Genomic DNA, 23,942 nt, shown 5'->3' on the forward strand with positions numbered 1-23,942 from the left:
GGTTATGACTGCGCATGATACCAAAGAGTAGCTACCCAAGTGATCAAAAAATTCTACGAGTGGTTTCAATTAACGTAAATGGCTTACGCTCATCGGTAACCAAAGGCTTACTTGAATGGTTAGAAAAGTCTGATGCTGATGTGGTCTGTATGCAAGAAAGCCGTATTACCCATGCACAATGGACGGATAAATTTAAACCAGAAGGCTGGTACACACATTTATTCCCTGCGGAACGTGCGGGCTATGCAGGCACGGCTATTTATAGCCGTTTGCCCTTTGTGTCTATAACAGATGGTTTAGGTTTTGAGCTGGCCGACTCTCAAGGACGCTTTATCAGTGCAGAATTTGATTTAGGTTTAGATCAACCTGTTCATATTTGCTCTTTGTATTTACCTTCAGGCTCGTCAGGTGACGAAGCACAAGCACGCAAAGATCATTTTTTAGAAAATTATCAACAGATTCTTAAACAATGGCGCGCTGAAAATAAATCCATCATTGTGTGTGGTGACTACAATATTGTGCATAAGCGCATTGATATTAAAAACTGGTCGGGCAATCAAAAATCTTCAGGCTGCTTACCACATGAACGTGCCTGGCTCGATCATATTTATGATGAACTCGGTTATGTCGATACCTTCCGCGAAGTACGCAAAGAAGCTGAGCTTTATTCTTGGTGGTCGAATCGTGGGCAAGCCCGTGCCAAGAACGTCGGTTGGCGTATTGATTACCAAGCCTGTTCACCTGACTGGAAGTCACGTACAGTCAATGCTTGGGTGTATAAAGATGAATGGTTTAGTGACCATGCACCCGTCATTATTGACTATCAAATTTAAATAGTTTGCGCATTTGAGTGAACAAATGTTCACTCAATATTATCTTTTTGCTCACAGCACATGACGCATTTGTGGTCTTTTTATCCTCGGTCAGAAACGGCATCATAGCGGCACGGCACAGGGACATGTCAGGATGACAGCAAAGGGATAGGAAGCCGTAGGATGGAATAAAAAACAACTCGTTTTGAGTTTGTTTTCAAGGATGTGACAATGGACGTTGTAATGAGACCCGCATAATCAGGATGATTAAATGCGGGTTTTCTCTTTTTTTATTGCTTATTTTTATTTAAGCGCTGATGTTTTGATTGTTTTAACATTCTTGTTTTTCATGAACATAGCATGCCAAGTTTAGATTGCAATTCGATGACAATTCCCATGACATCAGCATCTTTCGCCTAATTTTCCTGCAATGCTAGAGAAAGCAGATTTTTTTGTTTACCCTATGCTCAATCATTATCTTCAGGAATGTATTCTGTATGCTAAAAATTTATGGCATTAAAAACTGTAGCTCCATGAAAAAAGCCTTCGATTTGCTGACTGAACTGGGCTTGACCTATGAATTTCATGATTATAAAAAACAAGGAATTGATGCCGACACCTTAAAAACTTGGCTAGACCAAGTTGGACAAGAGCTGATTCTCAATAAAAAAGGCACCACTTGGCGTAAACTGACTGAAGCAGAACAACTACATGCCTTGGCTTCACAAGACCAATTAATCGAAACTCTGATGGCACAGCCGAGTTTAATCAAGCGCCCTGTTTTACAAACTGCTCAAGGTTATCTGGTCGGTTTTGATGAAGCGGCTTATCGAGCAATTCCTGCTTAAAAGGCACTTTTTAGATGTAAAAAAGCCTGATAGACAATCAGGCTTTTGATCACATCTTTTTTACCACTTTAGTTCATACGAACCCAAGTTTGGTTACGTCCTAATACAGCTACACCCAAATAACCACGGAGCTCAAGCTTTTTCCCACCCGAAGTCAGTTCACCTTTTAAGCTATAGGTTTTGCCATTTTTCGGGTCTAAAATCGTACCCTCATCATATTTTGTGCCGCCGACATTTTTCAGACCACGAACGATCGTTAGGCCTTTCAATGATTTGTTGTGATATGGACCTTCACATTTACTGCAAGCATTTTCTTCACCTGGTGTCAAAATGCTTTGAATGCTGGCAGTCAAAACACCATTTTTTTGCTCAGTAAATTTCACAACCGCACGTGGTTGCTTGGTTTTATCATCAATGGTTTTCCAAACTGTGCCATTTAATGGATCAGCCGCATTCGCAAGTACGGTTAATCCGAGCAATCCTAATGCAAGTGCAATTTTTTTCATTTTTGTTGATTTCCCTAGTCTGTCTGTAGACGTCTTTAAGTATTGTAAAGCCACAGCAAATTTGCAATTCTTGAATGTGACTGTTTAGTGTACCCTTGTAATTATTGTGGGTAAATATACTACTATTAGGCATAATTTATAACAAAATGGAAGAACCGTGAAGATATCAGCACCGTGGAAACAATTCATTACAGAAAGTCTTTTAAAAACGACCATCCGTACGCCGAGCCAATACAATCTCCCCCCAAATATACTGCGACATGGCTTAGAACAACTCTGTAAGATTTTCCCGACTCAGGCAGATGTCCAAGTTCGTCCTTTACGTTTAGGGCAATTGAATGCCGAAGAACTTAAACCACAAAAGGAATCGACCCAGCTCATCTTCCATATTCACGGTGGTGCTTTTTTTCTGGGTTCACTAAATACGCATCGTGCATTTTTGAGCCAGATCGCAGCACGGACACAAATGCAGGTGTTACATGTCGATTATCCACTCTCACCAGAACACCCGTTCCCAGAAGCAATTGATGCACTGTTCAACACGTATTTAAATTTACTGGATCAAGGTATTCTAGCCAAAGATATTATTTTATCGGGTGATTCTTGCGGTGCAAACCTCGCAGTTGCTTTGGCAATTAAAATCCGCCAAGCACAACTCGAACAGGTCAGTGGTTTAATTTTGCTTTCCCCATTTTTAGATTTGACCCTGACCAGTGAATCACTGCGCTTTAATCAAAAGCATGATGCCTTACTTTCTATTGAAGCCCTCGAAGCAGGCATTGATTACTATTTACCTGCGGACATTGATCGTGGAGACCCACGCGTCTCACCTTTATTCGATGATTTGACGGGTTTACCTCCGACACTGATTCAGGTCGGTTCTAAAGAAATTTTAATGGATGATGGGCAACGCTTTCAGCAACAAGCCGAGGCTGCAGGCGTTCAAGTTGAATTTAAGATTTACACAGGGATGTGGCATAACTTTCATATGTTTAGTGCTTGGTTTGAAGAAGCCCAACAAGCTTTAGCAGATTTAGCCGCATTCGCGCACCGCCTAGATAAAAATTAAAATGCCATAAAAAAGGTCAGCATCTGCTGACCTTTTCGTTTCTTAATCTTCAAGCTTAGATGAGTTTAACCTGTGCCAAAGCTGCTTCAATCGCTTTATTTTTAAGTTCTTCACCCATATTGACACCTTCAGCACGTACAACATCTACCTGCTCGACACCAGTAAAGTTAAACACCGTTTTCAAAAAGCCTTCTTGGAAATCCGCAGGACTATTATCACCATAGACACCGCCACGACTGCTGGCAATATAAACCTGTTTATTGCCAGCCAAACCTACAGGACCATTTTCAGTATATTTAAAAGTTTTACCTGCAACACTAATACGGTCAATCCATGCTTTTAAGGTTGAAGCCAAACCAAAGTTGTACATTGCTGCACCTACAACGACCACATCTGCAGCTAAATACTGCTGGATGATCTGTTCACCTAAAGCTGCTTGCTCAGCATTTTGACCCATTAAGATTTCTGCAGTTAGATGTGGAATCGGCTGTGCGGCCAAATCCAAATACTCAACCTGTACATTGTCGTGCTTCGCTTGTAATTGCTCAACAATCGCTTGGCTTAACTGGCGCGAAACTGATGCTGTACCTAAAATGCTTGAGTCGATATGTAAAACTTTCATGATGCCACCGTAATTTTTGCTCTCTTGGAATAGAAGCAAGTTTAGGCCATCTATAAAAATAGAATAATTACTTCCGTTAATACACTATGTTCCATTTTTAGAACAAATTTAAATCTCTCTGAAAAAGAGAAATGTAAAGCAATCAAAAGTTTGATTAAAATTTATGCTATGGTTAGCAAAAATAATTCTCGCTTTAAAACAACAAAGGAACTGTTGATGTCGAGGGAATAAAAATCAATGACGACCAACTCACCGCCCCCATCTCCAGCCTCGCTTCAACATAGACTCAAGAAAATTGTGCTTGAATATGGGGTGATCATGAACTGGAATACATTGAATAAATGTATTCTGATGTTAATTTTAGGCTGTGTGACTCATCTAATTTGGATGCTCTGGAAAATTTTTATTTGGTTGAACCCCAGCCTATGGAGCATGACCAATTTAGGACTCATTAAACAACAAATTGTACTGAATCTGATTTTTATCGTCGTGCTTAGTAGCCTGATTTATCCTTGCATTTATTGGCAACACAAAGCTTGGGTCAAACGTTTTTTACCTTATATTACGGTGTGGTGTTTTATTACCTCTTTATGCCGAGATGCATATCTAATTGGCGTACTCAGCCCTGCGACCTTAAGCTCTTTTGTCAGTTTACTCACGGTAGGTTTAATTTTATTTCCCCGTTCAATTGTTTACAGCGCCTTAATCCCTTCAACTTTATATTTATTTGTTTGTGGTTATTTGAGTTTACATGGCATGTTGCCTTATGCCCCCATTTTCAATTTACCCAATGATACCTACGCCAATGCATTTTGGGTTGGAAGTATGCTGTATTTCATTACCCCTGTGGTCATGATTTGTCTGATCTTATTTGAAATTCTACTCAGTCAATGGCGCAATCGTGAACAGCTCATTCAACAACTCAGCAGAATTGATCCACTGACCAATACCTATAATCGGCGTAGTCTGAATCAATATTTAGAGCACATCCAGCGTAAGAAAAATCAAAATTATGCCTTAGTCTTGCTTGATCTGGATCATTTTAAGTCTATAAATGACTGCCATGGGCACCATAAAGGCGATGAAGCCTTGATTCTAGTCGGGCAACTGCTCAAGCAGCATTTACGTGAAACCGATATTGTGGGACGTTTTGGAGGAGAAGAGTTTTTATTGCTGCTGTATCACACCACGCTTGAACAGGCTCAACACACGGCGGAACGCTGTCGCGCTGCAATTGAACATTTAGAATTGAAGGATGATAATGGCAGCCGTATTGCGCTGACTGCCAGTTTTGGAATTTCAACCGCACAATCCCCTTTAACTCCCTTTCAGTTACTGACCCAAGCGGATAAAGCCTTATACTTGGCCAAAGCATCTGGACGTAATCAAGTGCATATTTTCCAAGCGCAAACAGAAAATGGGGTGTCTGTCCCTTAGTGTTTTATTCTCACTTACTCAGCTTCGGTTTGATAGGCTTCCAAATAATTGACCCAACGCCCTTCCACCATCGCTGCTTCAACCCAAGCCTGTACCGCAGGATGTTGTAACATACTTTGCATATAACGCTGACTCGATGCAGACACGGGCAAAGCATACGTTTTAAATCGCATCACCACAGGCGCATAAAATGCATCGGCAATACTGAATGCTCCGCAGAGAAACCCATCCAGATCTGGACGTTCTGCCCAGATTTGCTCAATACGTGCGACATCTTGCCTTAACTCGCTATTTTCAGCCCAAAGCCGTTGACCCACTTCTGCCAAGTGTGCCCGAATATTCATGCCACATAAGGTTCTTAATTGGGTAAAGCCACTGTGCATTTCCGCACTGATACTTCTGGCTCTGGCACGTTGAGCTTTATCCTTGGGCCAAAGCGCATACTCAGGATATTGTTCTGCTAAATATTCACAAATAGCCAAAGAATCCCAGACTTTGACCTCTTGATCATACAAAATCGGCACTTTAGCATTGTCCGAAATAGACAATAATTTTTGCTTAAATGCGCCAATGGAGCGTTCGCGATCAAAATAAATCATGTGCTCTTGAAAAGGAATTTCAAAGGCTTTGAGCACCAACCATGGGCGCATCGACCAGCTGGAATAATTTTTATTGGCAATATAAAGCTCTAACATGATTAAGGTCCTAGATCTTGTCCGAATTGTTTTAATTGTTGCAACAGCTCAGCTTCGCTAAATGCTCCTGTTAAACGGAGTCCGCGGACTTCCTGTTGTTGAGGGGTTAAAAATAAATAGGTCGGTGGGCCTAAAATATCCCATTGATTTAATAATTGTTGATGACTGGCATCGTAATGACTTAAATCCAACTTAATCAGCGTGTATGGACTGAGTGCTTGCTGGACTTGGGCCGATTTTAAAATGCGATGCTCAATCGGCTGACATGCCACGCACCAGTCTGCATAAACATCAATCACAATGGCCCGATCTTTCGGAGCTTGTGCCAAAATTTGCTGAAACTCTGCGGCGGTTTGCGCCACATGCCACTGCATCTGTTGTTGCCCCTGTTCTACGAAGAAACGCTGGCTTTGTTGATATTGGCTATAAAACACATAAGGTACCACCAACAGCAAAATCACAAGATATAATGGACGTAAAGGCGATTGTTGCCATAGGGCACGATACAACGCATAACCGATAAAGCTAAGACCCAATAACAGACTTAAACCCTGCATCCAGCTTTCTGAAAGCAAGGGGCGAATGAAATAAAGTGCTAAGGCTAACATCAGAAAGGCAAATAACACCTTAATCTGGTTCATCCATAAACCTGCTTTTGGCAAGGCTTTAGCTCCAAGAATACTGGCCAGCAATAAAGGTAGGCCCATACCAAAACCCAGCGTAAACAACAGTAAAGCACCTTGCCACTGATTCTGGGTTTGAGAAATAAATAGCAAAGCGCCTGCGAGTGGTGCTGTCATACAAGGACCGACCAGCAAAGCTGAAATCATGCCCATAACTGCCGCGCCAATCAGGCTACCGCCTTTCTGCATCGACTGCCAATGATCTAAACGATGTACCACTGCATGTGGCAAACGTAATTCGAATAGTCCAAATAAATTGAGCGCAAACACCACGAACAGCAAACTAAACGCAATTAAAGTTGAGGGCTGTTGTAACCAACGCTGAAAGTTCAAACCTGCGGAAGAGGCAACCAAGCCCAACACTGCATAGACCATCGCCATACTGCATACAAAGACCAAAGCAATCATCCATGCTTTGACTCCGCGCCGATCACGTACAATCAAGGAGCTGAGAATTGGGATCATAGGTAAAGAACATGGTGTAAATGCCAGCAAAATGCCTAAACCCAAGAACAGCAATAAACCATAAATCGGTGAGCGCTGTGCCAATTGCGTAGACCAGCGTTGGTCCTGAGCAGTTTGTGATGCAGATGTTGCATTGGTCTGATCTAAAGCATCTGTATTTTCTACGGTAGCACTATTGTTATTCGAATTTAAATCTAACAATCGCTTAGGTGCTGTAAATTGATTTTGCAAAGCCACCAAACCATCTGCATCGGTTTTAAATTCAATGGTTTGTGGTGGATAACAAATACGGTCTTTGGCACAACCTTGCCAAGTCACTTGATATGTTTGTGAAGCCTGCGTTGGCACATTAAATTGTACCTGCTGATAATAAACTTGAGTTTGACCATAGTTATCATCATGCAAGTCCTCTGCCTTTGGCAGTTTTAAGGGCAAAACATGTTGCCCTTGCCGCACTTCAAATTTATGCTGATACAAATAATAATGTTCGGGAATATCCCAATGTAACTGCACTTCTTGTGCAGTTACAGATTCGACTTGAACAGGAAAAGCCTCTTCGGCAGATAATAAGGCTTGCTGCGCATGTAGGAAGGTTGAACAGAAAGCCAACAAAACAGCACACAGCCAGAGCACACTGCGCCCATAAGATTTTGAAAGCAGCAGAGACTTTTCCATAAACAAGACTGACACCCTTAGAATAAGTACGAAACGCCTAAACCTGATTGATAACTCTTATCTGCGCCACTGAGCACGACCCCCACACTGGCATCGAACTGAGTACGGTCATTCAATGCATAAATGACCCCCGAGCCCAATGAATATTCATAATCTTGGCTCTCTGCTTTGCGATATACAAATTCAGAAAAACCAGACCATTTGTCAGAAAGTTTATAGCCAATGGTAGGGATTGCCGTCACAGCCCAATCCCCATTTTGAACTTCATAGCGCATGGTAATCGACGTATCGACCAAATCGCTTTGCTTATAAGAAACGGCAGTCGCCAAGGCATAAATATCATCTTCTGCGGTAAAGCCATCATTTCCTGTGGCCAACACCGCTTCTAAAAGCACAGCCATGGTCAAGTTTTCATCGTTCAAATCAATTGCACTTTTTAAACCGATGCTCACATCACCTAAACCATCTTCATCAACGGTTTTTCCCGCTTGTTTGACTTGGCTCCATGATGGCCCTTGCCAACCCAGTTGTAATTCTAAGTTATGTGCAATCCCCGTACGGAGTAACATGTCGGCATTTAGCGTCGTCGTTTTTTGCTGTACACCATTGACCGTACTTTCTTCATAATTCGCACTTGGTAAACCTTGTTCCCAAGCCAATTGCCCAATTGGGGTAATCCCTGTCCCAATACCCGAACCTGGTCGATCAAAAGAGAAGTCTGCCGCAAAAGCTGGACAAGCTGCACCAAGAGTCAGTGCCAATACGCTACATTGTTGTAATTTTTTCATGATTCGCCTCAGTGATTAAGCTAATTCTTTCGACATTTTTGCACCCTGACTACGCAACAATTCTAGGGTTTGACGTTCTTCTGGTAAAGCTTCACTCCAATTGATTTCATCAAAATCGCAATCAAAAAATAAATCACTAATTGAAGATAAAATAGTCAGCCCTTGCTCATCACGCGTATTTGGGTCAACTTTAATTGCCAATAAGCGCTGCACAGCAGGTACACACGCTGAACTCGCCGCATCCCAAAGTGGGCCATACAACTCTTCACTGTCCCATAAATAAAAATTGGCTTTAGCTTGGATTAAGGCTTCCAAAATATCTAAATGAACGGCTAATTCTTGCTGTTTTTGTTCTTCGCTGAGTCCTTGACCTGCTTCGTAAGCTTCGCTGACATGTTCCCACCATTGAAATAAACCATCCGACCACACTGAAACAGCAGGTCCTTTTTCAGCATCAATAAAGTTTGGATCTAAACCTTCAGCCAAAAGACGTTGTACTTGTGGCAGGTCTAATTCTTCTATCGCCTGCACAAAGACTTGTTGTTGTGCTGTTAACATGGAACATACTCTTTCATCAGTTTCAGAATATTATGCCGAATTCTCGGTCATTTGTTTTATGTAAATGTATATCTAAAGTTTTTAATTCATATAAAAAAAGCCCCGCAGGGCTTTTTTCTATTTTAGGCTCAATCAGTTGAGCTTAATCTTCATCATCAATCACATCTTTGTCTGCATCAGCATCCGCAAATTCTAATTGCCCACCTCGGGGATTTTCTCTTTTTTCAAACAGATGCTCAAGGCTACGTTTCAAACGATCAATAGCGCCATGCAAAGCGGTATCAACATTATGTCCTTTATGATTCACAACCACAGGTTTTAATCCTGCTGGGCGTGCTTCAATCATACATTTAATATCATCATCGCCGCCTTTATCCCCATTCTCATCACTTAAATGTACGGAGAAATGGGTAATACGTTCACTATGACGTTGGAATTCTTCATTCAGTTCTGCACGCACATAACTAATTAAACGATCATTATTTTGAATGTTTTTATCTGTACGGATTTCAATGTTCATAATCTAATCCTCTTTATCTATCTGAATCTTTTTGTGCAAAACTTTTTTATCTTGGCACGCTTGTAACTTGCTGTTTACACAGCATTCGAACATCTTTAATCAATTTTGGAACTCATCTCCTCATTGAAATGATGAACACTTTTGAGTCTGCAGAATCGTGTCCTTGTCCTTTGAATATCGGGCTTAACTCAAAAATATGCAAGTGCTATTTTAAAAAAAATAGCAAAAGGATAACCAATTATGACAACTCCTTACTTGCATGGTTAAGAACTCATCAACTCCATACGCACTGCGCCCTATTGCCACAATTTAATTGGCTATTACGGTCAAATTATTCACCCTACATCGTCGCATTAAACCTGTGTCGCAGTGCTTTTTGTAGCGAATGGTAAAAACTTTGAAGAAAACGAGCTTGAGTATAAGTTAAGAACTTATTATCAACAGATTGTGTGACACGGTATTTGCCGAGATGACTGTGCATTCATAAGTTTTATTGCATAATCAATAAAGAAACCTTGATGTTGATGAACACCCCCATTCTCTTAAACTGCTAAAAAATAATCTTAATCTTATATATTTTTATAGTGATTCAAAACTCCCCATAATTGACCACTCGGTTAATTATTTATCACAAAATCGGTGCAAATATTTGTTGCATATCATTTTTATATTGATGAATAAATAGCCAGTAAATTTAAATCATATTTTCACTGCCTAAAAAAACCAATAAAACATACACCGATTGGGAAAATGATCAATGTTTTCAATAACATTGACTATCTTTTTACAAGCTATTTTTCAATGGCTAATTTTTTAAATTATTGGTCAAATTTGGCTTTATTTTTGCTAAAGAATCTGTATCCTTTATACGCTTTCTCGGGGGAGATATTTTTAATGAAACTGACTCAAATTGCGGCGACATGTGCATTGGCTACTGCAGCAACTTTTACTCAAGCTGCGCCAATCTGGCAAGATTTTAGTATCACAGGTTTATATGGTGAAGATTACCAACTGATTGCACGTGAAGATGAGCAAAGTACGGTAACTTTTGAATACGCAGCAAAATTGCAATACGGTGATTTTTTCGCTTTTGCTGACCGCACCAATAACGATGTGAGTGGCAACGAAACTTATTTCGAAGTTTCACCGCGTTTGAGCCTCGGTGCTGTCTCTGGTCAAAAACTTGAGCTTGGGCCAATTAAAGATGTATTGGTTGCAACCACGTGGGAAGGTGGCGAAGGCTTCAATAACTACTTATATGGTATTGGTGTAGATTTAGCGATTCCATATTTCCAATATGCGCAAGTTAACCTTTACAAAGTAGACAACTACAAAAACACACCTGACGATTACCAAATGACTTTGGTATATGGCGTGCCATTTAAAGTCGGTTCAGAAGACTTCTTGGTTGATGGCTTCTTAGACTGGTCTACTGCTGAAGAAGATGGTCATGCAAGCGAAATGAACTGGACGACACAATGGAAATGGAATGTAGGTAAACACATTTCTCCAAATACACGTTTATACCTTGGTACTGAATGGTCAGTATGGAATAACAAATACAGTATTAAAGGTAAAGACGAAAATAATGTCAGTGCTTTAATTAAATACCATTTCTAAGCATTTAATTAACGCTAAAAAAGCAAGATATCTGTCTTGCTTTTTTTATGGCTAAATGAAAAGTTCCATCGTTTAAATTAAGCGTTTTGGACGTAAATTCTCTGCAATGAGACTAATAACAGCGTGATTTTGTTGCATGGCATTGCGATAAAAGCTTTTTAATTGGGTCAACAATAAGGTCAATTCAGCTTGATCCAACTCAGCCGTGTTATCCCCTAATAACTGAGCGACATCAGACGTAGGACGGTGTTGCCGACAATATTTTTGCAAATCTTCTGTGCTGATTTGTTCGAGTGCCTGTGTTAATTCCATGACATGGACCGCAGGATTATAACGTGCGACGGGTTTTAGTTTTGGATGTTCTGAAATGGGATATTCAGCATAAATTAAATCATGCAAACTCAAACTTGCTGAACTGTGTTGACTTAACACCTGATCTAACACAGGCCATAGTTTCCCCAAATCGATTTGTTGCTGTAAGTTTGGGGCATGTTCTATATCCTCCATGCTGTAGGCATCAAGCATCAAGTTTTCTAAATCATTCGGGGCTATGCTAAAAAGAAACGCGTCCATGATGAGCTCCTTCTTATACTTATTGAAATTAGCTTAGCTCGATTTGTACTGCAAAACACTCGCTAAAATGTGTCAATTCAACAGTAGTTTGTAACTTAAAAATCAAAGGCTTTGATTTGGTTGTGTCGAGTCTGACCTTTCCTCTACAAACATTGGGAGATTTCAATTGATGCGATTTACCGTAGAATAAACCGGACTCTATTCTTCTACTTGAATAACAATGAATATTCTCAAAATTTTAACACTTGGCTGTACCATGAGCCTCCTACTTTCATTTTCAAACACTCAAGCCGCTGAATTGGACTACACACAACAATTACAGCAAGGCTGTGGCAAACTAAAACAATATGCGCGTCTAGGTAAGCAATATTACGATCAAAAACAATATGCCAAAGCCCTAACCCAATTTGAAGATCAGGCAGCTTGGTCTCACTTTTGCCAGATCAATGCCGAAGAGAGTGGTGTTAATGTCACAGATCGAGATATCGAAATCGCCAACAATAATGTCGGGCTGACGTATGCCAAACTGGGCAAGCCCCTTTGGGCACGGGCATGGTTTCTACGTAACCCCGATTCTAAAATGAGCCAGTTTAATTTGTCCCAATTGCCCAAAATGCAACAATCAACATCATTGGCAGGAACTTATGTGGCAAAAAATGGCTTTGGACAATGGGACACCATCACCGTAAAGAAACTAAAAAATGCTTATCAAATTGAATTTGAAGGCTATTACTTCGGTTTACGCGGTCTAATTTATGGACCAAACCTCGGCAGTTTTGATGTAGAAATGCCGCTACAACAGAAAAAAGTGGTTTATCGTTATGAGGACTGTCAAATTCAATTAAATTTTACCACTGATGCCAAACTGGGACAGAAAATTGTGGTAGAAGAACAACAAAATACATCGGGCTGTGGCTTTGGGCATAATGTTTCTGCCAGCGGCACGTATTTGAAGGTAGAAACCAAGTAAGAAAAAGCCTCATCAGAGGCTTTCCTGTTTAAATCGCCACTAAATCTTTAATGCCTTTGTCAGGCATTTCTACACCTCGTCCCTGTGCAATCACTTGACCACGTGCCATCACGGTATAGGCATCTGCCAGTTCTTCAGCAAAGTCATAAAACTGTTCCACCAAGATGATGGCCATCTCTCCGCCATCCGCCAGCTTACGAATCACACGGCCAATATCTTTAATAATGGAGGGTTGAATACCCTCTGTCGGTTCATCCAAAATTAACACTTTGGGTTCAGAAGCCAGTGCACGGGCAATTGCCAATTGCTGCTGCTGTCCACCCGATAAATCCCCTCCACGGCGATGCTTCATTTCATGAAGTATAGGAAAAATTTCATACAGATATTCAGGCACTTTTTTAGCTTTGGCACCAGAAAACTTCGCCATGCCAATTAAAATATTTTCTTCTACGGTTAAAGTTGAAAAAATATCCCGTCCTTGTGGGACATAAGCTAAACCCGCTCGTACTCGCTGTTCAGGACTCAGTTTCGAAATGTCTTTGCCATCCAATACAATCTGTCCCGACTTAATCGGCAAAATCCCCATCAGACATTTCAGTAAGGTGGTTTTACCGACACCATTGCGTCCTAACACCACCGAACATTCTCCTATCGGCGCTTGGAACGACACATCACGTAAAATGTGGCTGCCCCCATAATATTGGTTTACTGCATTCACTTCTAACATGTGCTGCTCCTTAACGTCCCAAATATTTTTCAATCACGTCTTCATTGGCTTGGACTTCTGCCAGCGTGCCCTCTGCCAGAATTGCACCCTGTGCCAGCACCGTGACTTTTTCACTGATGGTGTCGATAAAACTCATATCATGTTCAACCACCACCAAGGTGTGCTCTTTTTTTAGTTCCAGACACAGTTCCGCAGTTCGCTCTGTTTCCGCATCCGTCATACCTGCCACAGGTTCATCCAATAGAATCAGTTTTGGGCGTTGCATCAGCAACATGCCAATTTCCAGCCATTGCTTTTGACCATGAGACAATAAACCCGCAGGTTTTTTAACCAATTCTTTTAAACGAATCTGTTCAAGGGTTTGATCCAGTGCGATCTGCACCTCTGCATCCAATTTGCTGAAGAAGCTTTTTGTTACGCGCTTATCTTTGGGTGCGGCCAGCAGTAAGTTTTCCAATACCGTGAAATTTTCAAATACGGTGGGTTTCTGGAATTTACGCCCAATGCCTGACTCGGCAATTTGTTCGGTACTCATCTTGGCCAAATCATAGGTTTGTCCAAAAAAGGCTGAACCTTCCGTGGGGCGAGTTTTCCCTGTAATCACATCCATCAATGTGGTTTTACCTGCCCCATTCGGACCAATGATGCAGCGTAACTCACCTTGTTCGATATACAGCGACAAATCATTAAGGGCCCGAAAAGAATCAAACCAGACACTGACTTTTTCCAAATACAGGGCGATACCGTGGCTAAAATCGGCACCTTGTTCTTTTGGTCGCCCATAGCCCTCTGAAGCATGTCCACCATGCGGCTGAATGATTTCGCTCATGCATCATGCTCCTTTTTAAAACGGTCAAACAGACCAATCACCCCTTTGGGCAGGAATAAAGTCACCACAATAAATAAACCACCCAAAATTAGTAGCCACGCTTCTGGATAAGCCACAGTGAAATAAGTTTTCACCGCATTAATCAAACCTGCTCCCAGAATTGGACCGATTAAAGTGCCACGTCCACCCGCTGCCACCCAGACCGCCATTTCAATGGAGTTCACAGGGTTCATTTCACTTGGATTAATAATGCCTGCTTGCGGGACATAAAGGGCCCCCGCGATACCCGCAATGACCGCAGACAAGACCCATGCCGAGAGCTTGTACCAGAGAGTACGGTAGCCCAAATATTGCAAGCGGTTCTCGCTGTCACGGATCGCCCCGAGCACCCGACCATAAGGTTGATTCATTAAGTAACGTAGACCTAAATAACACAGCAGCAACACCAATGCCGTTAAAAAGCACAGGGTGGCTCGCATGGATGCCGAGGTAATGTCCATGCCCAAAATGGTTTTAAAGCCTGTAAAACCATTGTTGCCACCGAAGCCTGTTTCATTGCGGAAAAACAGTAATGCTGCAGCAAAAGTCATAGCTTGGGTGATGATGGAGAAATACACGCCTTTAATTTTGGAACGAAAAGCGAAGAAGCCAAAAATGAACGCGATTAAACCTGGAACCAACACCACCAAAATCAAAGCCCACAGAAAATGTTCCGTGCCGACCCAATACCACGGCAATTCAGTCCAGCTAAGAAAACGCATGAAATCGGGCAGTTCTGACCCCGCCGATTCACGCATCAAATACATACCAAACGCATAACCGCCAAGGGCAAAATATAGTCCATGCCCCAAGCTTAAAATGCCTGCATAGCCCCAGACCAAATCTAAAGCCAATGCCACGAGTGCAAGACACATGATTTTGCCAATCAAGGTGACCCAATAAGCGGAAAGATAGAATGCCGATTCGGCGGGTAATAGATGTAACCACGGCACAATTAGCATCACTGCAAAACACATTGCAATACTCAAAGTGCCATAGGACTTTGTTGTGATGTTCGAGGTACGCTCTGACTTTTCCGCAAATAAAGTTGTAATTTTCATCTGGTTTACTCCACAAAACGCCCTTTCAGAGCAAACAAGCCTTGTGGACGTTTCTGAATAAACAGAATCACAAGCACCAATAGAAGAATTTTGGCCAGTACTGCACCTAAACCAATTTCTAGGACCGTACCACTGATCCCTAGACCCAAGGCAGCCAGTACAGCACCCCACACTTGTCCAACACCGCCAACCACAACCACCAAGAAGGCATCAATAATATAATTTTGCCCCAAATCTGGACCGACATTGCCCACTTGTGCCAAAGCACAGCCGGCCAAACCAGCTAAACCAGAACCTAAACCAAAGGCCAACATATCAATGCGTGCCGAACGAATGCCCACCGCACGCGCCATCTGGCGGTTTTGCGTCACAGCACGAACAAATAAACCAAAGCGGGTTTTATTCAAGAGATAGACCAACAGCAAGAGCACTGCGACGGTAAAGACAATGATGGCAATGCGGTTATATGGCAGCATTAAACTTGGCGTTAAGGAAATACCACCTGAAAGCCATGCAATATTGGAAACTTCGACATTTTGTGCCCCAAAAATCATCCGCACCAGTTGCATTAAAATCAGGCTGACCCCAAAGGTCGCCAGCAAAGTTTCCAGTTGTCTGCCATATAAGGGACGAATCACGGTGCGCTCAATCAACATACCAATCAAGGCACTCACCAAAAAGGCAGCGGGAATCGCGACCAGTAAGTACCAATCCACATATTGACCTAAATGGGTTTTAAAGAGGCTTTGCACCACATAAGTGGTATAGGCACCAATCATGATCAACTCGCCATGCGCCATGTTGATCACGCCCAACAGACCATAAGTAATGGCTAGACCCAACGCCGCCAATAGCAAAATACTGGCGGTACTGAAGCCTGAAAAGACGTGCCCCGCCCACTCACTGGCTTGTAATCGAGTTTTAATACTGCTCTTTGCAGCCTGCAAAGCTGCTTCAAGTTCAGGATTTAAGTTTGCTTGACTGAGTTCTTGTTCAATCATGGCTAAGACATCGGGACGATCCGATGCAGATAAAGTCTGCACAGCCTGTAGCTTGACCAAAGCATCAGGGCTGCTGAAATCCATACGCGCTTTCAACTGTTGCAAACGTGCTTTGACTTTATTGTTTTGTTCTTGCAGATAGAGTTGACGAATCCAGACTGGATCAAGTTCGTCTAAATTATTTTCTAAAATATCAATGGCGTCTAAACGTTGCGTCGTTTCATCCGACTTCAATTTCATTTTGGCTTGCCCAAAACTGAGTGCTTTACGTAACGTATTCACCAAAGTGACTTGAGACAAATCGGCAGGCCACGTACTCAGCTCTTGCATGGCAGGATATTGATACAACTTCTCATCATTTTTTAAGAGATAGGTTTGACCTGCACTATCTCGATACAGTTCATTTTGATCAATATACGCCACCAACTGATCGAGGCTTTCAATACTGGCAGGCCATTGGTTTAACATGGCACGACGTTGAGCAAAATCAGCTTTAACAAAACGCTGAATCGGATCAGCCTGCTGAACTTGCAGTTGTGCATCCTGTACAGAAGTTTCGGCCCAAACAGGATGGAAGAATACTTGTAGGCATGCGCAAAATAGCGCCAGAAAATAGCTCTTAATCGACATGAAAAAACTCCCCCTCACAAGGCCAATGGTCGGTTATCGGGATAAATAAAACGAAAAGACCTGCTGCCATCACAGCAGGTTGAGGGGAATTATTTTGGAATGTACGGGCTCCAAGGCTCCGCTTTAATGGTACTGGCCGTTTTATACACCACATCAAACTGCCCATCGCCACGAATCTCACCAATCATCACAGGCTTATGTAAATGATGATTGCTTTCATCCATTTTTAGGGTGTAGCCCGATGGTGCAGCAAAGGTTTGACCTGCCATGGCATCCCGAACTTTATCAACGTCGGTTGTGCCAGCTTTTTCTACCGCCTGCTTCCACATATTGATGCCGACATAGGTTGCTTCCATTGGGTCATTGGTCACCAATTTATCTGCATTTGGCAACTTGTATTCCACCGCATACTGCTTCATCTTGTTCACGAATTCAGTATTTTTCGGATTTTTCACCGACATGAAGTAGTTCCATGCCGCCAAATGTCCCACCAATGGTTTGGTGTCGATACCGCGTAGTTCTTCTTCACCCACCGAGAACGCCATGACTGGAATATCCGAGGCTTTAATGCCCTGATTACCCAGTTCACGATAGAACGGTACATTTGAGTCGCCATTAATAGTGGAAATGACCGCGGTTTTCTTGCCCGCGGCAAATTTCTTGATATTGCCTACAATGGTTTGATAGTTGCTATGACCAAATGGCGTGTACTCTTCCATGATGTCGGCATCGGCAATCCCTTTCGACTTTAAGAAAGCTCGTAAAATTTTGTTGGTGGTACGTGGGTAAACATAATCGGTGCCTAACAATACAAAGCGCTCCGCTTTGCCCCCCTCCTCGCTCATCAAGTATTCCACGGCTGGAATCGCTTGCTGATTCGGCGCTGCGCCTGTATAGAAAATATTTTTTGACTGCTCTTGTCCTTCATACTGTACGGGGTAGAACAACAGACCATTTAGCTCTTCAACCACAGGCAAGACGGATTTACGCGATACCGATGTCCAACAGCCAAAAATCACCGCCACTTTATCTTGAGTTATCAACTGACGGGCTTTCTCTGCAAACAGTGGCCAGTCTGAAGCAGGGTCAACCACCACAGGTTCTAATTTTTTACCCAATACCCCGCCATTGGCATTAATTTCGTTAATCGCCATCAATGCCGTATCTTTCAGCGAAGTCTCGGAAATGGCCATAGTGCCTGACAAAGAATGTAAAATTCCCACTTTAATGGTATCGCCACTGGCTGCGGGTGCTTTGGCTTCAGATGCGGCTGTTTCTATTTTTTCTGCGGGTTTTGAACAACCTGTTAATGCCATACTCCCTGCTATCGCCGCCGCCAGAAGGGTTTGAGTCAATAATTTTTGTTGGAACATCTTCAGTTCTCCAAGCATTTTATGTTTTTTGGTTATGTCTGCCCTGAGTATTCAATTTCCATGCCAATTGAATAAGGTATTGTTTTTATTATTTTATTTTTAAAAATTTAATTTATTTTGCTGATCTTGTATACATCATTGCATACAAAAAATGCTTGCCGACCTAAAATGATGCAAATGTGTTCATCTTTCCATCATAGGATTTATTGATAAAGAAATGCTTTTGATTTTTAAAAATAGCTTTACTCTTCTTGCCAATATTGCGCTAAAGCTTCCAAGATGTCTGGATAGTGATAAACCTCATCTGGTTCATCCAGTAAGAACAAAAGATAAGATCTGACAGCAGAGCGCTGCTCAGCATTGAATAAGCTAAATTTTCTGTCCGTATGAGGATCTAGTTGTGTTAGCGTAAAAATTAAGTCAAATCGATACTCATCATTTAAACTTGCCAATAAAAAGGCAGGCAAATGAAACAACATACCCTGAGCATCAAAAAAAGATAGGCTACTGTTACAGCGATTCAAATCATCAATCGAAATATTTTTCCAATTTAATTTTTCATCTTTAGCACGATAAGCCAAGCACTGTGCTTGGCTGGCATAATCATCTATCCCATGTGCCTGATATAAGCCAACACCCTCTTGTAAGGTGACTCCAGCAAAAGCACTACAAATCTTTTGTTTCACTTGCTCTAACTCTTGCCAACGTGGCAAGAGTTCTTCAGCCTCTACAATTGTGATCAGATCATAGCCATTTTTACGCATTTCCTGAATATCATCAGGTGAAGGATACTTTCTCATCAGACCGCAATATCTGCCAGATTGCCTTTTTGCTCTAACCAATGTTTACGGTCACCTGAACGCTTCTTGGCCAACAATTTATCCAATAAGCTTGCAGTGAAATGGCTATCGTCTAAATCCAATTGCACCAGACGACGGGTATTCGGGTCCATCGTGGTTTCACGTAATTGGCTGGCATTCATTTCACCCAAGCCTTTAAAGCGGGTAATTTGTGGATTCTTGGTTTTGGCTTTTTTCAGAATCGACTCAAGCTCATCTTCATCTAATGCATAATGCACGTCTTTACCATCGTCAATACGGAACAGCGGTGGCATGGCTACATATAAATGCCCTTCTTCCACCAAAGTTGGAAAATGCTTCACAAATAGCGCGCACAACAGCGTGGCAATATGTAAACCATCCGAATCGGCATCCGCTAAAATACAAATTTTGCCATAACGCAGTTCAGATAAATCATCGCTGCCTGGATCGACCCCAATCGCGATCGCAATATCATGTACTTCCTGAGAGGCCAATACTTCATCAGAAGAGACTTCCCAAGTATTTAAAATCTTGCCGCGAATTGGCATGATGGCTTGGAAATTTTTATCACGTGCCTGTTTGGCTGAGCCACCCGCAGAATCGCCTTCCACAATAAACAGTTCTGAATCTTCTCGGGTTAGCCCGACACAATCCGCCAATTTCCCCGGTAAAGCAGGTCCCGACACGATTTTCTTACGCTCTACTTTTTTCGCAGCTTTTAAACGACGACCTGCTTTGGAAATCGCCATTTCTGCCAGTTGCATGGCAATTTCAGAATGCTGGTTCAACCACAATGCAAAAGCATCTTTGGCAATATTTTGTACAATACCCGCAGCTTCACGACTGGAAAGTCGCTCTTTGGTTTGTCCTGAAAATTGTGGTTCTTGGAATTTCAGCGACAAAATATAGTTGACGCCATCCCAAACATCTTCCGCAGACAGTTTCAAGTTACGTGGCAATAAGTTACGTAGCTCACAGAACTCACGTAAAGCATCCGTGACCCCTGAACGCAAGCCATTGACATGCGTTCCGCCTTGCGCAGTCGGAATCAGGTTGACGTAACTTTCTTGAATTTGCTCACCACCTTCTGCATTCCAGCAAATGGCAAATTCTGCACTGGCGCGTTCAGCATCTCCAGTAGCGACAAATGCAGGTGCAGGCACTATCTCACGGTCTTCCAGCTCGTCCATTAAGTAATCGACCAGACCATTTTCAAATTGCCATTCGATTTTCTCATCGTTGATTTCATCAACGTAGATAATCTGTAGCCCTGCCGCTAAAACTGCCTTGGCTTTTAAATTATGTTTGAGTGCTTTTAGGGCAAATTTAGGTGAATCGAAATATTTCGCTTCTGGCCAAAAACGTACCAAAGTTCCTGTAGCCCGTTTAGGTGCTTTACCCTCTAAAACGTTTAAAGGTGCAACAGGTTCACCCTGCTCAAATGCCATTTGGTAGAGGTTACCCTGACGCTGTACTTCTACTTCTACACGGGTCGATAAAGCATTTACTACCGAGATGCCCACACCATGCAAACCACCCGAAAACTGATAGTTATCGGTACTAAATTTTCCGCCTGCATGCAGTTTGGTTAAAATAATTTCAATCCCACTCTGCCCATATTCAGGATGAATATCCACGGGCATGCCACGACCATTATCGGCCACAGCCAAAGAGCCATCTTTATACACCGTTACCGTAATTTTATTGGCATGCCCCGCCAGTGCTTCGTCCACCGCATTATCAATGACTTCCTGAGCCAAATGGTTCGGACGAGACGTATCGGTATACATCCCCGGACGACGACGGACAGGGTCCAAACCAGATAAAACTTCAAGCGATTGAGCGGTATATTGAGACACGTTGTACGATTTCCTTATAATCTGGAAGACGAAAAAAATTGTAAAATCATGGGGATTTTAGCAGCAAAATCATCCATTGCATGGTTGCCATGCGCTTCGGTCATGACCCATGCGCGAGGCTGCTGCGACGCATAATAACGTTCCGCTTCACGATAATCTAAAACATCGTCGCCTTGTTGTAATAACACCAACACTTTGTCTGCTTGCTGAACATTTGGCACAGCAATCTGTTCTAAATAGTCCAATTGTGCCTCATCTAAGATCCATTCAGGATGAACCTGATAAGGTAACTGTTGTTGCCCAAATAAATCACGGAACAGTTGCCATGGTCGCATAGCGGGGTTAATCAAAACAGCGGGCAGAGCATGCCTTGCGACCAATTGTGTCGCATAAAAGCCCCCCAGACTACTGCCGATCAAAGCGACATCTGGATAGTTCAGCACCAAATCCTGTAACACTTGCAGGGCTTGCTCAGGCGGCATATTTAAGTCGGGCACATGGACCGTCAATTCATCATCTTGCGCACAATACTGTTGTAACTGCTGTGCTTTGATTGATTTTGGACTACTTTGAAAGCCATGGATATAAATAATATTCATATTTTCTGGTTACGTAGGTTATCCCTTCATCTATTTTTCATCATTCTGACGCAGGATTATTCTAAATTCGTCGAAAGCCTCGAATTGTTAGACAAAATAAGCCCTATTTCATGATATTCATCGGTATTTTAAAATTATTCGAGTGGTACTCGATATGATGAAAACTGAAAAAAGTTATACCTCTATCTTAATCAAAATGAAAGCGTTGAGATGAGACAAACAAAGCATCAAGGATAACAACAAATGCCGAGTTTAACACCGCTGCATGAAACTTATTGTAAATGGGACCGCACGCCACCCAGCCAAGCCGACTTACTGGAAGGTCTAGCCCAATTACTCAGTACGCCACTTAACAATGTGGTGCAAGATTTTATGCGTACTATTCAGCGGGAAATCTTCTCAAGTATTTTTGGTCTTGATGAACAAGAATTCAAAAATTTACAAAATCGACCACAAATTGCTCGATTTAACCGCTTAAGTATGAGTTTATTAGAAAATTATGGACATTATCTTTTAGCCCCAGGCCTACGCCAGATTATTGAGAAATACCCAAAACTGCATGAAAAACCACTTACTCCAACTCTGCATTTTTTAGTCGGTGCGGTGAATGGTGTATTGGGTGACTATTTGCTGAAATATCATAATCCGATGGCACTACCGATGGTGCTCTATGATCACTACGGTGAAATCCAACGTGGAGATTTATCGGGTCGGGTGGTCCTTTTTGTGCATGGTTTGTGTATGAACCATCTTGACTGGACCAACCGTAATAATGGCGGTTTTGGAGAAAAACTGCTAGCACAACGTGACCACAACACCATGTTGTATTTAAACTACAACACAGGCCGTCGTATTTCAGCCAATGGACGCAGCCTCGCCAATACCTTAGAAGATCTGATTCAGCGTAACCCGCGCATTACCAGTATTGATATTATTGGACATAGTATGGGTGGACTAGTTGCCCGCAGTGCCTTGTTCTATGGCAAACAAAATATGCATCAATGGCTGCACATGGTCGAAAATTTAGTTTGTCTAGGCTCTCCGCATCATGGTGCAGTACTGGAACGGTTTGGTTTTGCAGTTCAAGAAAAACTGGGGCGCTTTCCGATTGTGAAATTAGTCGGGCATCTGGTGAATATTCGTAGTAATGGCATTTTAGATTTACGTTATGGCAGTGTGCGCGATGACGATTGGGAGCATAATGAAGCACGGATTGGTTTCTTTGACGATAACCGTAAACCTGCTCCCCTACCTTCGCATATCAATACCTATTTGGTCGCGGGCACACTCGAATTCGAACACCGTAAAAACAAAACCCTAAAAGTGATTGGCGATTATTTGGTCAGTGTAAAAAGTGCCTTAGGTGAACATCCTAATCCGCGTTTTCAATTGAAATTGCCCGAATCACATAAAGCCATTTTTTACGGTCTGAATCATTTAGAAATTCAATATCACTCCAGCGTGGCAGAACAAATCGTGCATTGGTTCTATCCTGAAAAAGCACAACATCACCAACTGCATGCTCATGAACATATGATTGGTTTAGATGATTTTGAAGGCATTGCCCTGACCTGATACCACATAAAAAAAGCCAACAACTGTTGGCTTTTTTTATGTCTATTGGACAAAGTCGCTATTATTTTTTCGCTTTCGCTGCAGTTGGATAACGGCGCACCAATTGCCACAGACTCACCACGGTCAATACCACGAAAAATAACAATGACCATACAGGCAAAGACTGTCCCAAGAAGGTCCAGTCAATCACTGCACACTCACCTGAACCCGTCAGCACTTGCGCCAAGACGCTTTTCAGCGGCAAGGCATCAATCAGATAATTTAGTCCTGGACCACAGCTCGGCACCTGATCGGGCGGCAAATTCTGTAACCAAACATGGCGTGCTGCAACACCTGCCGACCATAAAATAGACAAGCTACCGAGTAAGGCATAAATGCGTTTTCCCACCGTAGACTTTGGATTATGAATCAATGCAATCAGGGAAATAAAACCTAACCCCATTAAACCCACTCGCTGAAAGACGCACAATGGGCATGGAGACAAACCTTGGACATGTTCGAGATACAGCGCAAACGCCATACCCACAATACTGGCAATCACTAAAAACCCGCTCACGAAGCGAAAACTCCATTGCATGGTCAAACCT

General features: G+C 42.3%; 24 protein-coding genes. 7 read left to right on the top strand and 17 right to left on the bottom strand.

The genetic code is table 11. The annotated features are described in order from the left end of the window. The first annotated feature begins 14 nt into the window (after positions 1-14). Both I593_RS17230 and I593_RS17235 read left to right on the top strand, forming a co-directional pair. A complete protein-coding gene (locus I593_RS17230) occupies positions 15-833 on the top strand; it encodes an exodeoxyribonuclease III (RefSeq protein WP_016168850.1) in 819 nt (272 codons plus the stop codon). Between the two features lie 476 nt (positions 834-1,309). Beyond that, positions 1,310-1,660: an arsenate reductase gene (locus tag I593_RS17235; RefSeq protein WP_016168851.1), complete on the top strand. Its 351-nt coding sequence runs from the start codon at positions 1,310-1,312 to the stop codon at positions 1,658-1,660. A gap of 68 nt (positions 1,661-1,728) precedes the next feature. Here the strand turns inward: I593_RS17235 and I593_RS17240 are convergent, their stop codons facing one another. Continuing rightward, positions 1,729-2,166: a DUF2147 domain-containing protein gene (locus I593_RS17240; protein ID WP_016168852.1), complete on the bottom strand. Its 438-nt coding sequence runs from the start codon at positions 2,164-2,166 to the stop codon at positions 1,729-1,731. A gap of 157 nt (positions 2,167-2,323) precedes the next feature. On the opposite strand from I593_RS17240, the gene I593_RS17245 reads away from it, so the two are divergent. Continuing rightward, a complete protein-coding gene (locus I593_RS17245) occupies positions 2,324-3,235 on the top strand; it encodes an alpha/beta hydrolase (protein WP_016168853.1) in 912 nt (303 codons plus the stop codon). Between the two features lie 55 nt (positions 3,236-3,290). Here I593_RS17245 and I593_RS17250 read toward each other — a convergent pair whose 3' ends face one another. Next, the gene (locus I593_RS17250) at positions 3,291-3,857 is read right to left on the bottom strand and encodes an FMN-dependent NADH-azoreductase (RefSeq protein WP_016168854.1); all 567 of its coding nucleotides are present in this window, start codon (positions 3,855-3,857) and stop codon (positions 3,291-3,293) included. Positions 3,858-4,094: 237 nt separating this feature from the next. Between I593_RS17250 and I593_RS17255 the strand changes: the two genes are divergently transcribed. Next, positions 4,095-5,294 carry a GGDEF domain-containing protein gene (locus I593_RS17255; RefSeq protein ID WP_016168855.1) on the top strand — a complete coding sequence of 400 codons (1,200 nt, stop codon included), beginning with the start codon at positions 4,095-4,097 and terminating at the stop codon, positions 5,292-5,294. Positions 5,295-5,308: 14 nt separating this feature from the next. On the opposite strand, the gene I593_RS17260 is transcribed toward I593_RS17255, so the two are convergent. The 5 genes from I593_RS17260 to I593_RS17280 all read right to left on the bottom strand — a co-directional run bounded on the left by I593_RS17260 (position 5,309) and on the right by I593_RS17280 (position 9,678). Further along, positions 5,309-5,989, bottom strand: a complete 681-nt coding sequence (locus tag I593_RS17260) for a glutathione S-transferase family protein (RefSeq protein ID WP_016168856.1) — start codon at positions 5,987-5,989, stop codon at positions 5,309-5,311. A gap of 2 nt (positions 5,990-5,991) precedes the next feature. Continuing rightward, the gene (dsbD, locus tag I593_RS17265; RefSeq protein ID WP_016168857.1) at positions 5,992-7,812 is read right to left on the bottom strand and encodes a protein-disulfide reductase DsbD; all 1,821 of its coding nucleotides are present in this window, start codon (positions 7,810-7,812) and stop codon (positions 5,992-5,994) included. A 17-nt stretch (positions 7,813-7,829) separates the two neighbouring features. Further along, a complete protein-coding gene (locus tag I593_RS17270; RefSeq protein WP_016168858.1) occupies positions 7,830-8,600 on the bottom strand; it encodes a transporter in 771 nt (256 codons plus the stop codon). Positions 8,601-8,615: 15 nt separating this feature from the next. Further along, the gene (locus tag I593_RS17275) at positions 8,616-9,158 is read right to left on the bottom strand and encodes an ankyrin repeat domain-containing protein (RefSeq protein ID WP_016168859.1); all 543 of its coding nucleotides are present in this window, start codon (positions 9,156-9,158) and stop codon (positions 8,616-8,618) included. A gap of 142 nt (positions 9,159-9,300) precedes the next feature. Beyond that, positions 9,301-9,678: an HPF/RaiA family ribosome-associated protein gene (locus I593_RS17280; protein WP_016168860.1), complete on the bottom strand. Its 378-nt coding sequence runs from the start codon at positions 9,676-9,678 to the stop codon at positions 9,301-9,303. An 894-nt stretch (positions 9,679-10,572) separates the two neighbouring features. On the opposite strand from I593_RS17280, the gene I593_RS17285 reads away from it, so the two are divergent. Continuing rightward, positions 10,573-11,298: an outer membrane protein OmpK gene (locus I593_RS17285; protein ID WP_016168861.1), complete on the top strand. Its 726-nt coding sequence runs from the start codon at positions 10,573-10,575 to the stop codon at positions 11,296-11,298. A 72-nt stretch (positions 11,299-11,370) separates the two neighbouring features. Here I593_RS17285 and I593_RS17290 read toward each other — a convergent pair whose 3' ends face one another. Continuing rightward, on the bottom strand, positions 11,371-11,871 hold the full coding sequence (locus tag I593_RS17290; RefSeq protein ID WP_016168862.1) for a DUF1877 family protein: 501 nt from the start codon (positions 11,869-11,871) through the stop codon (positions 11,371-11,373). A gap of 226 nt (positions 11,872-12,097) precedes the next feature. On the opposite strand from I593_RS17290, the gene I593_RS17295 reads away from it, so the two are divergent. Next, the gene (locus I593_RS17295; protein WP_026440925.1) at positions 12,098-12,841 is read left to right on the top strand and encodes a hypothetical protein; all 744 of its coding nucleotides are present in this window, start codon (positions 12,098-12,100) and stop codon (positions 12,839-12,841) included. A 28-nt stretch (positions 12,842-12,869) separates the two neighbouring features. Here the strand turns inward: I593_RS17295 and urtE are convergent, their stop codons facing one another. The 8 genes from urtE to I593_RS17335 all read right to left on the bottom strand — a co-directional run bounded on the left by urtE (position 12,870) and on the right by I593_RS17335 (position 21,780). Then, on the bottom strand, positions 12,870-13,568 hold the full coding sequence (gene urtE, locus I593_RS17300) for an urea ABC transporter ATP-binding subunit UrtE (RefSeq protein ID WP_016168864.1): 699 nt from the start codon (positions 13,566-13,568) through the stop codon (positions 12,870-12,872). Between the two features lie 10 nt (positions 13,569-13,578). Then, positions 13,579-14,397, bottom strand: coding sequence for an urea ABC transporter ATP-binding protein UrtD (urtD, locus tag I593_RS17305; protein WP_016168865.1), 819 nt, complete (start codon positions 14,395-14,397; stop codon positions 13,579-13,581). After that, entirely contained in the window at positions 14,394-15,497 is a 1,104-nt protein-coding gene (gene urtC / locus I593_RS17310) for an urea ABC transporter permease subunit UrtC (protein ID WP_016168866.1), read from the bottom strand. The genes urtD and urtC overlap by 4 nt, the downstream gene beginning before the upstream one ends. Positions 15,498-15,502: 5 nt before the next feature. Then, a complete protein-coding gene (gene urtB, locus I593_RS17315; protein WP_016168867.1) occupies positions 15,503-17,128 on the bottom strand; it encodes an urea ABC transporter permease subunit UrtB in 1,626 nt (541 codons plus the stop codon). A gap of 89 nt (positions 17,129-17,217) precedes the next feature. Next, complete coding sequence (gene urtA / locus I593_RS17320) at positions 17,218-18,501, bottom strand: urea ABC transporter substrate-binding protein (RefSeq protein ID WP_016168868.1); 1,284 nt, start codon at positions 18,499-18,501, stop codon at positions 17,218-17,220. 242 nt (positions 18,502-18,743) lie between these two features. Next, positions 18,744-19,301, bottom strand: a complete 558-nt coding sequence (locus I593_RS17325; RefSeq protein ID WP_016168869.1) for a DUF6714 family protein — start codon at positions 19,299-19,301, stop codon at positions 18,744-18,746. Then, positions 19,301-21,181 carry a DNA topoisomerase IV subunit B gene (gene parE, locus I593_RS17330; protein ID WP_016168870.1) on the bottom strand — a complete coding sequence of 627 codons (1,881 nt, stop codon included), beginning with the start codon at positions 21,179-21,181 and terminating at the stop codon, positions 19,301-19,303. The genes I593_RS17325 and parE overlap by 1 nt, the downstream gene beginning before the upstream one ends. Positions 21,182-21,195: 14 nt before the next feature. Beyond that, positions 21,196-21,780, bottom strand: coding sequence for a YqiA/YcfP family alpha/beta fold hydrolase (locus I593_RS17335; RefSeq protein ID WP_016168871.1), 585 nt, complete (start codon positions 21,778-21,780; stop codon positions 21,196-21,198). A gap of 243 nt (positions 21,781-22,023) precedes the next feature. On the opposite strand from I593_RS17335, the gene I593_RS17340 reads away from it, so the two are divergent. Continuing rightward, positions 22,024-23,355 (top strand): alpha/beta fold hydrolase, encoded by a 1,332-nt coding sequence (locus I593_RS17340; RefSeq protein ID WP_016168872.1) that lies wholly within the window; start codon positions 22,024-22,026, stop codon positions 23,353-23,355. Between the two features lie 61 nt (positions 23,356-23,416). Here the strand turns inward: I593_RS17340 and I593_RS17345 are convergent, their stop codons facing one another. Continuing rightward, on the bottom strand, positions 23,417-23,932 hold the full coding sequence (locus I593_RS17345; protein WP_016168873.1) for a disulfide bond formation protein B: 516 nt from the start codon (positions 23,930-23,932) through the stop codon (positions 23,417-23,419). Between the last annotated feature and the right edge of the window lie 10 nt (positions 23,933-23,942).

Origin of the sequence: Acinetobacter tandoii DSM 14970 = CIP 107469, from assembly GCF_000400735.1 — a bacterium.
Classification (GTDB): domain Bacteria; phylum Pseudomonadota; class Gammaproteobacteria; order Pseudomonadales; family Moraxellaceae; genus Acinetobacter; species Acinetobacter tandoii.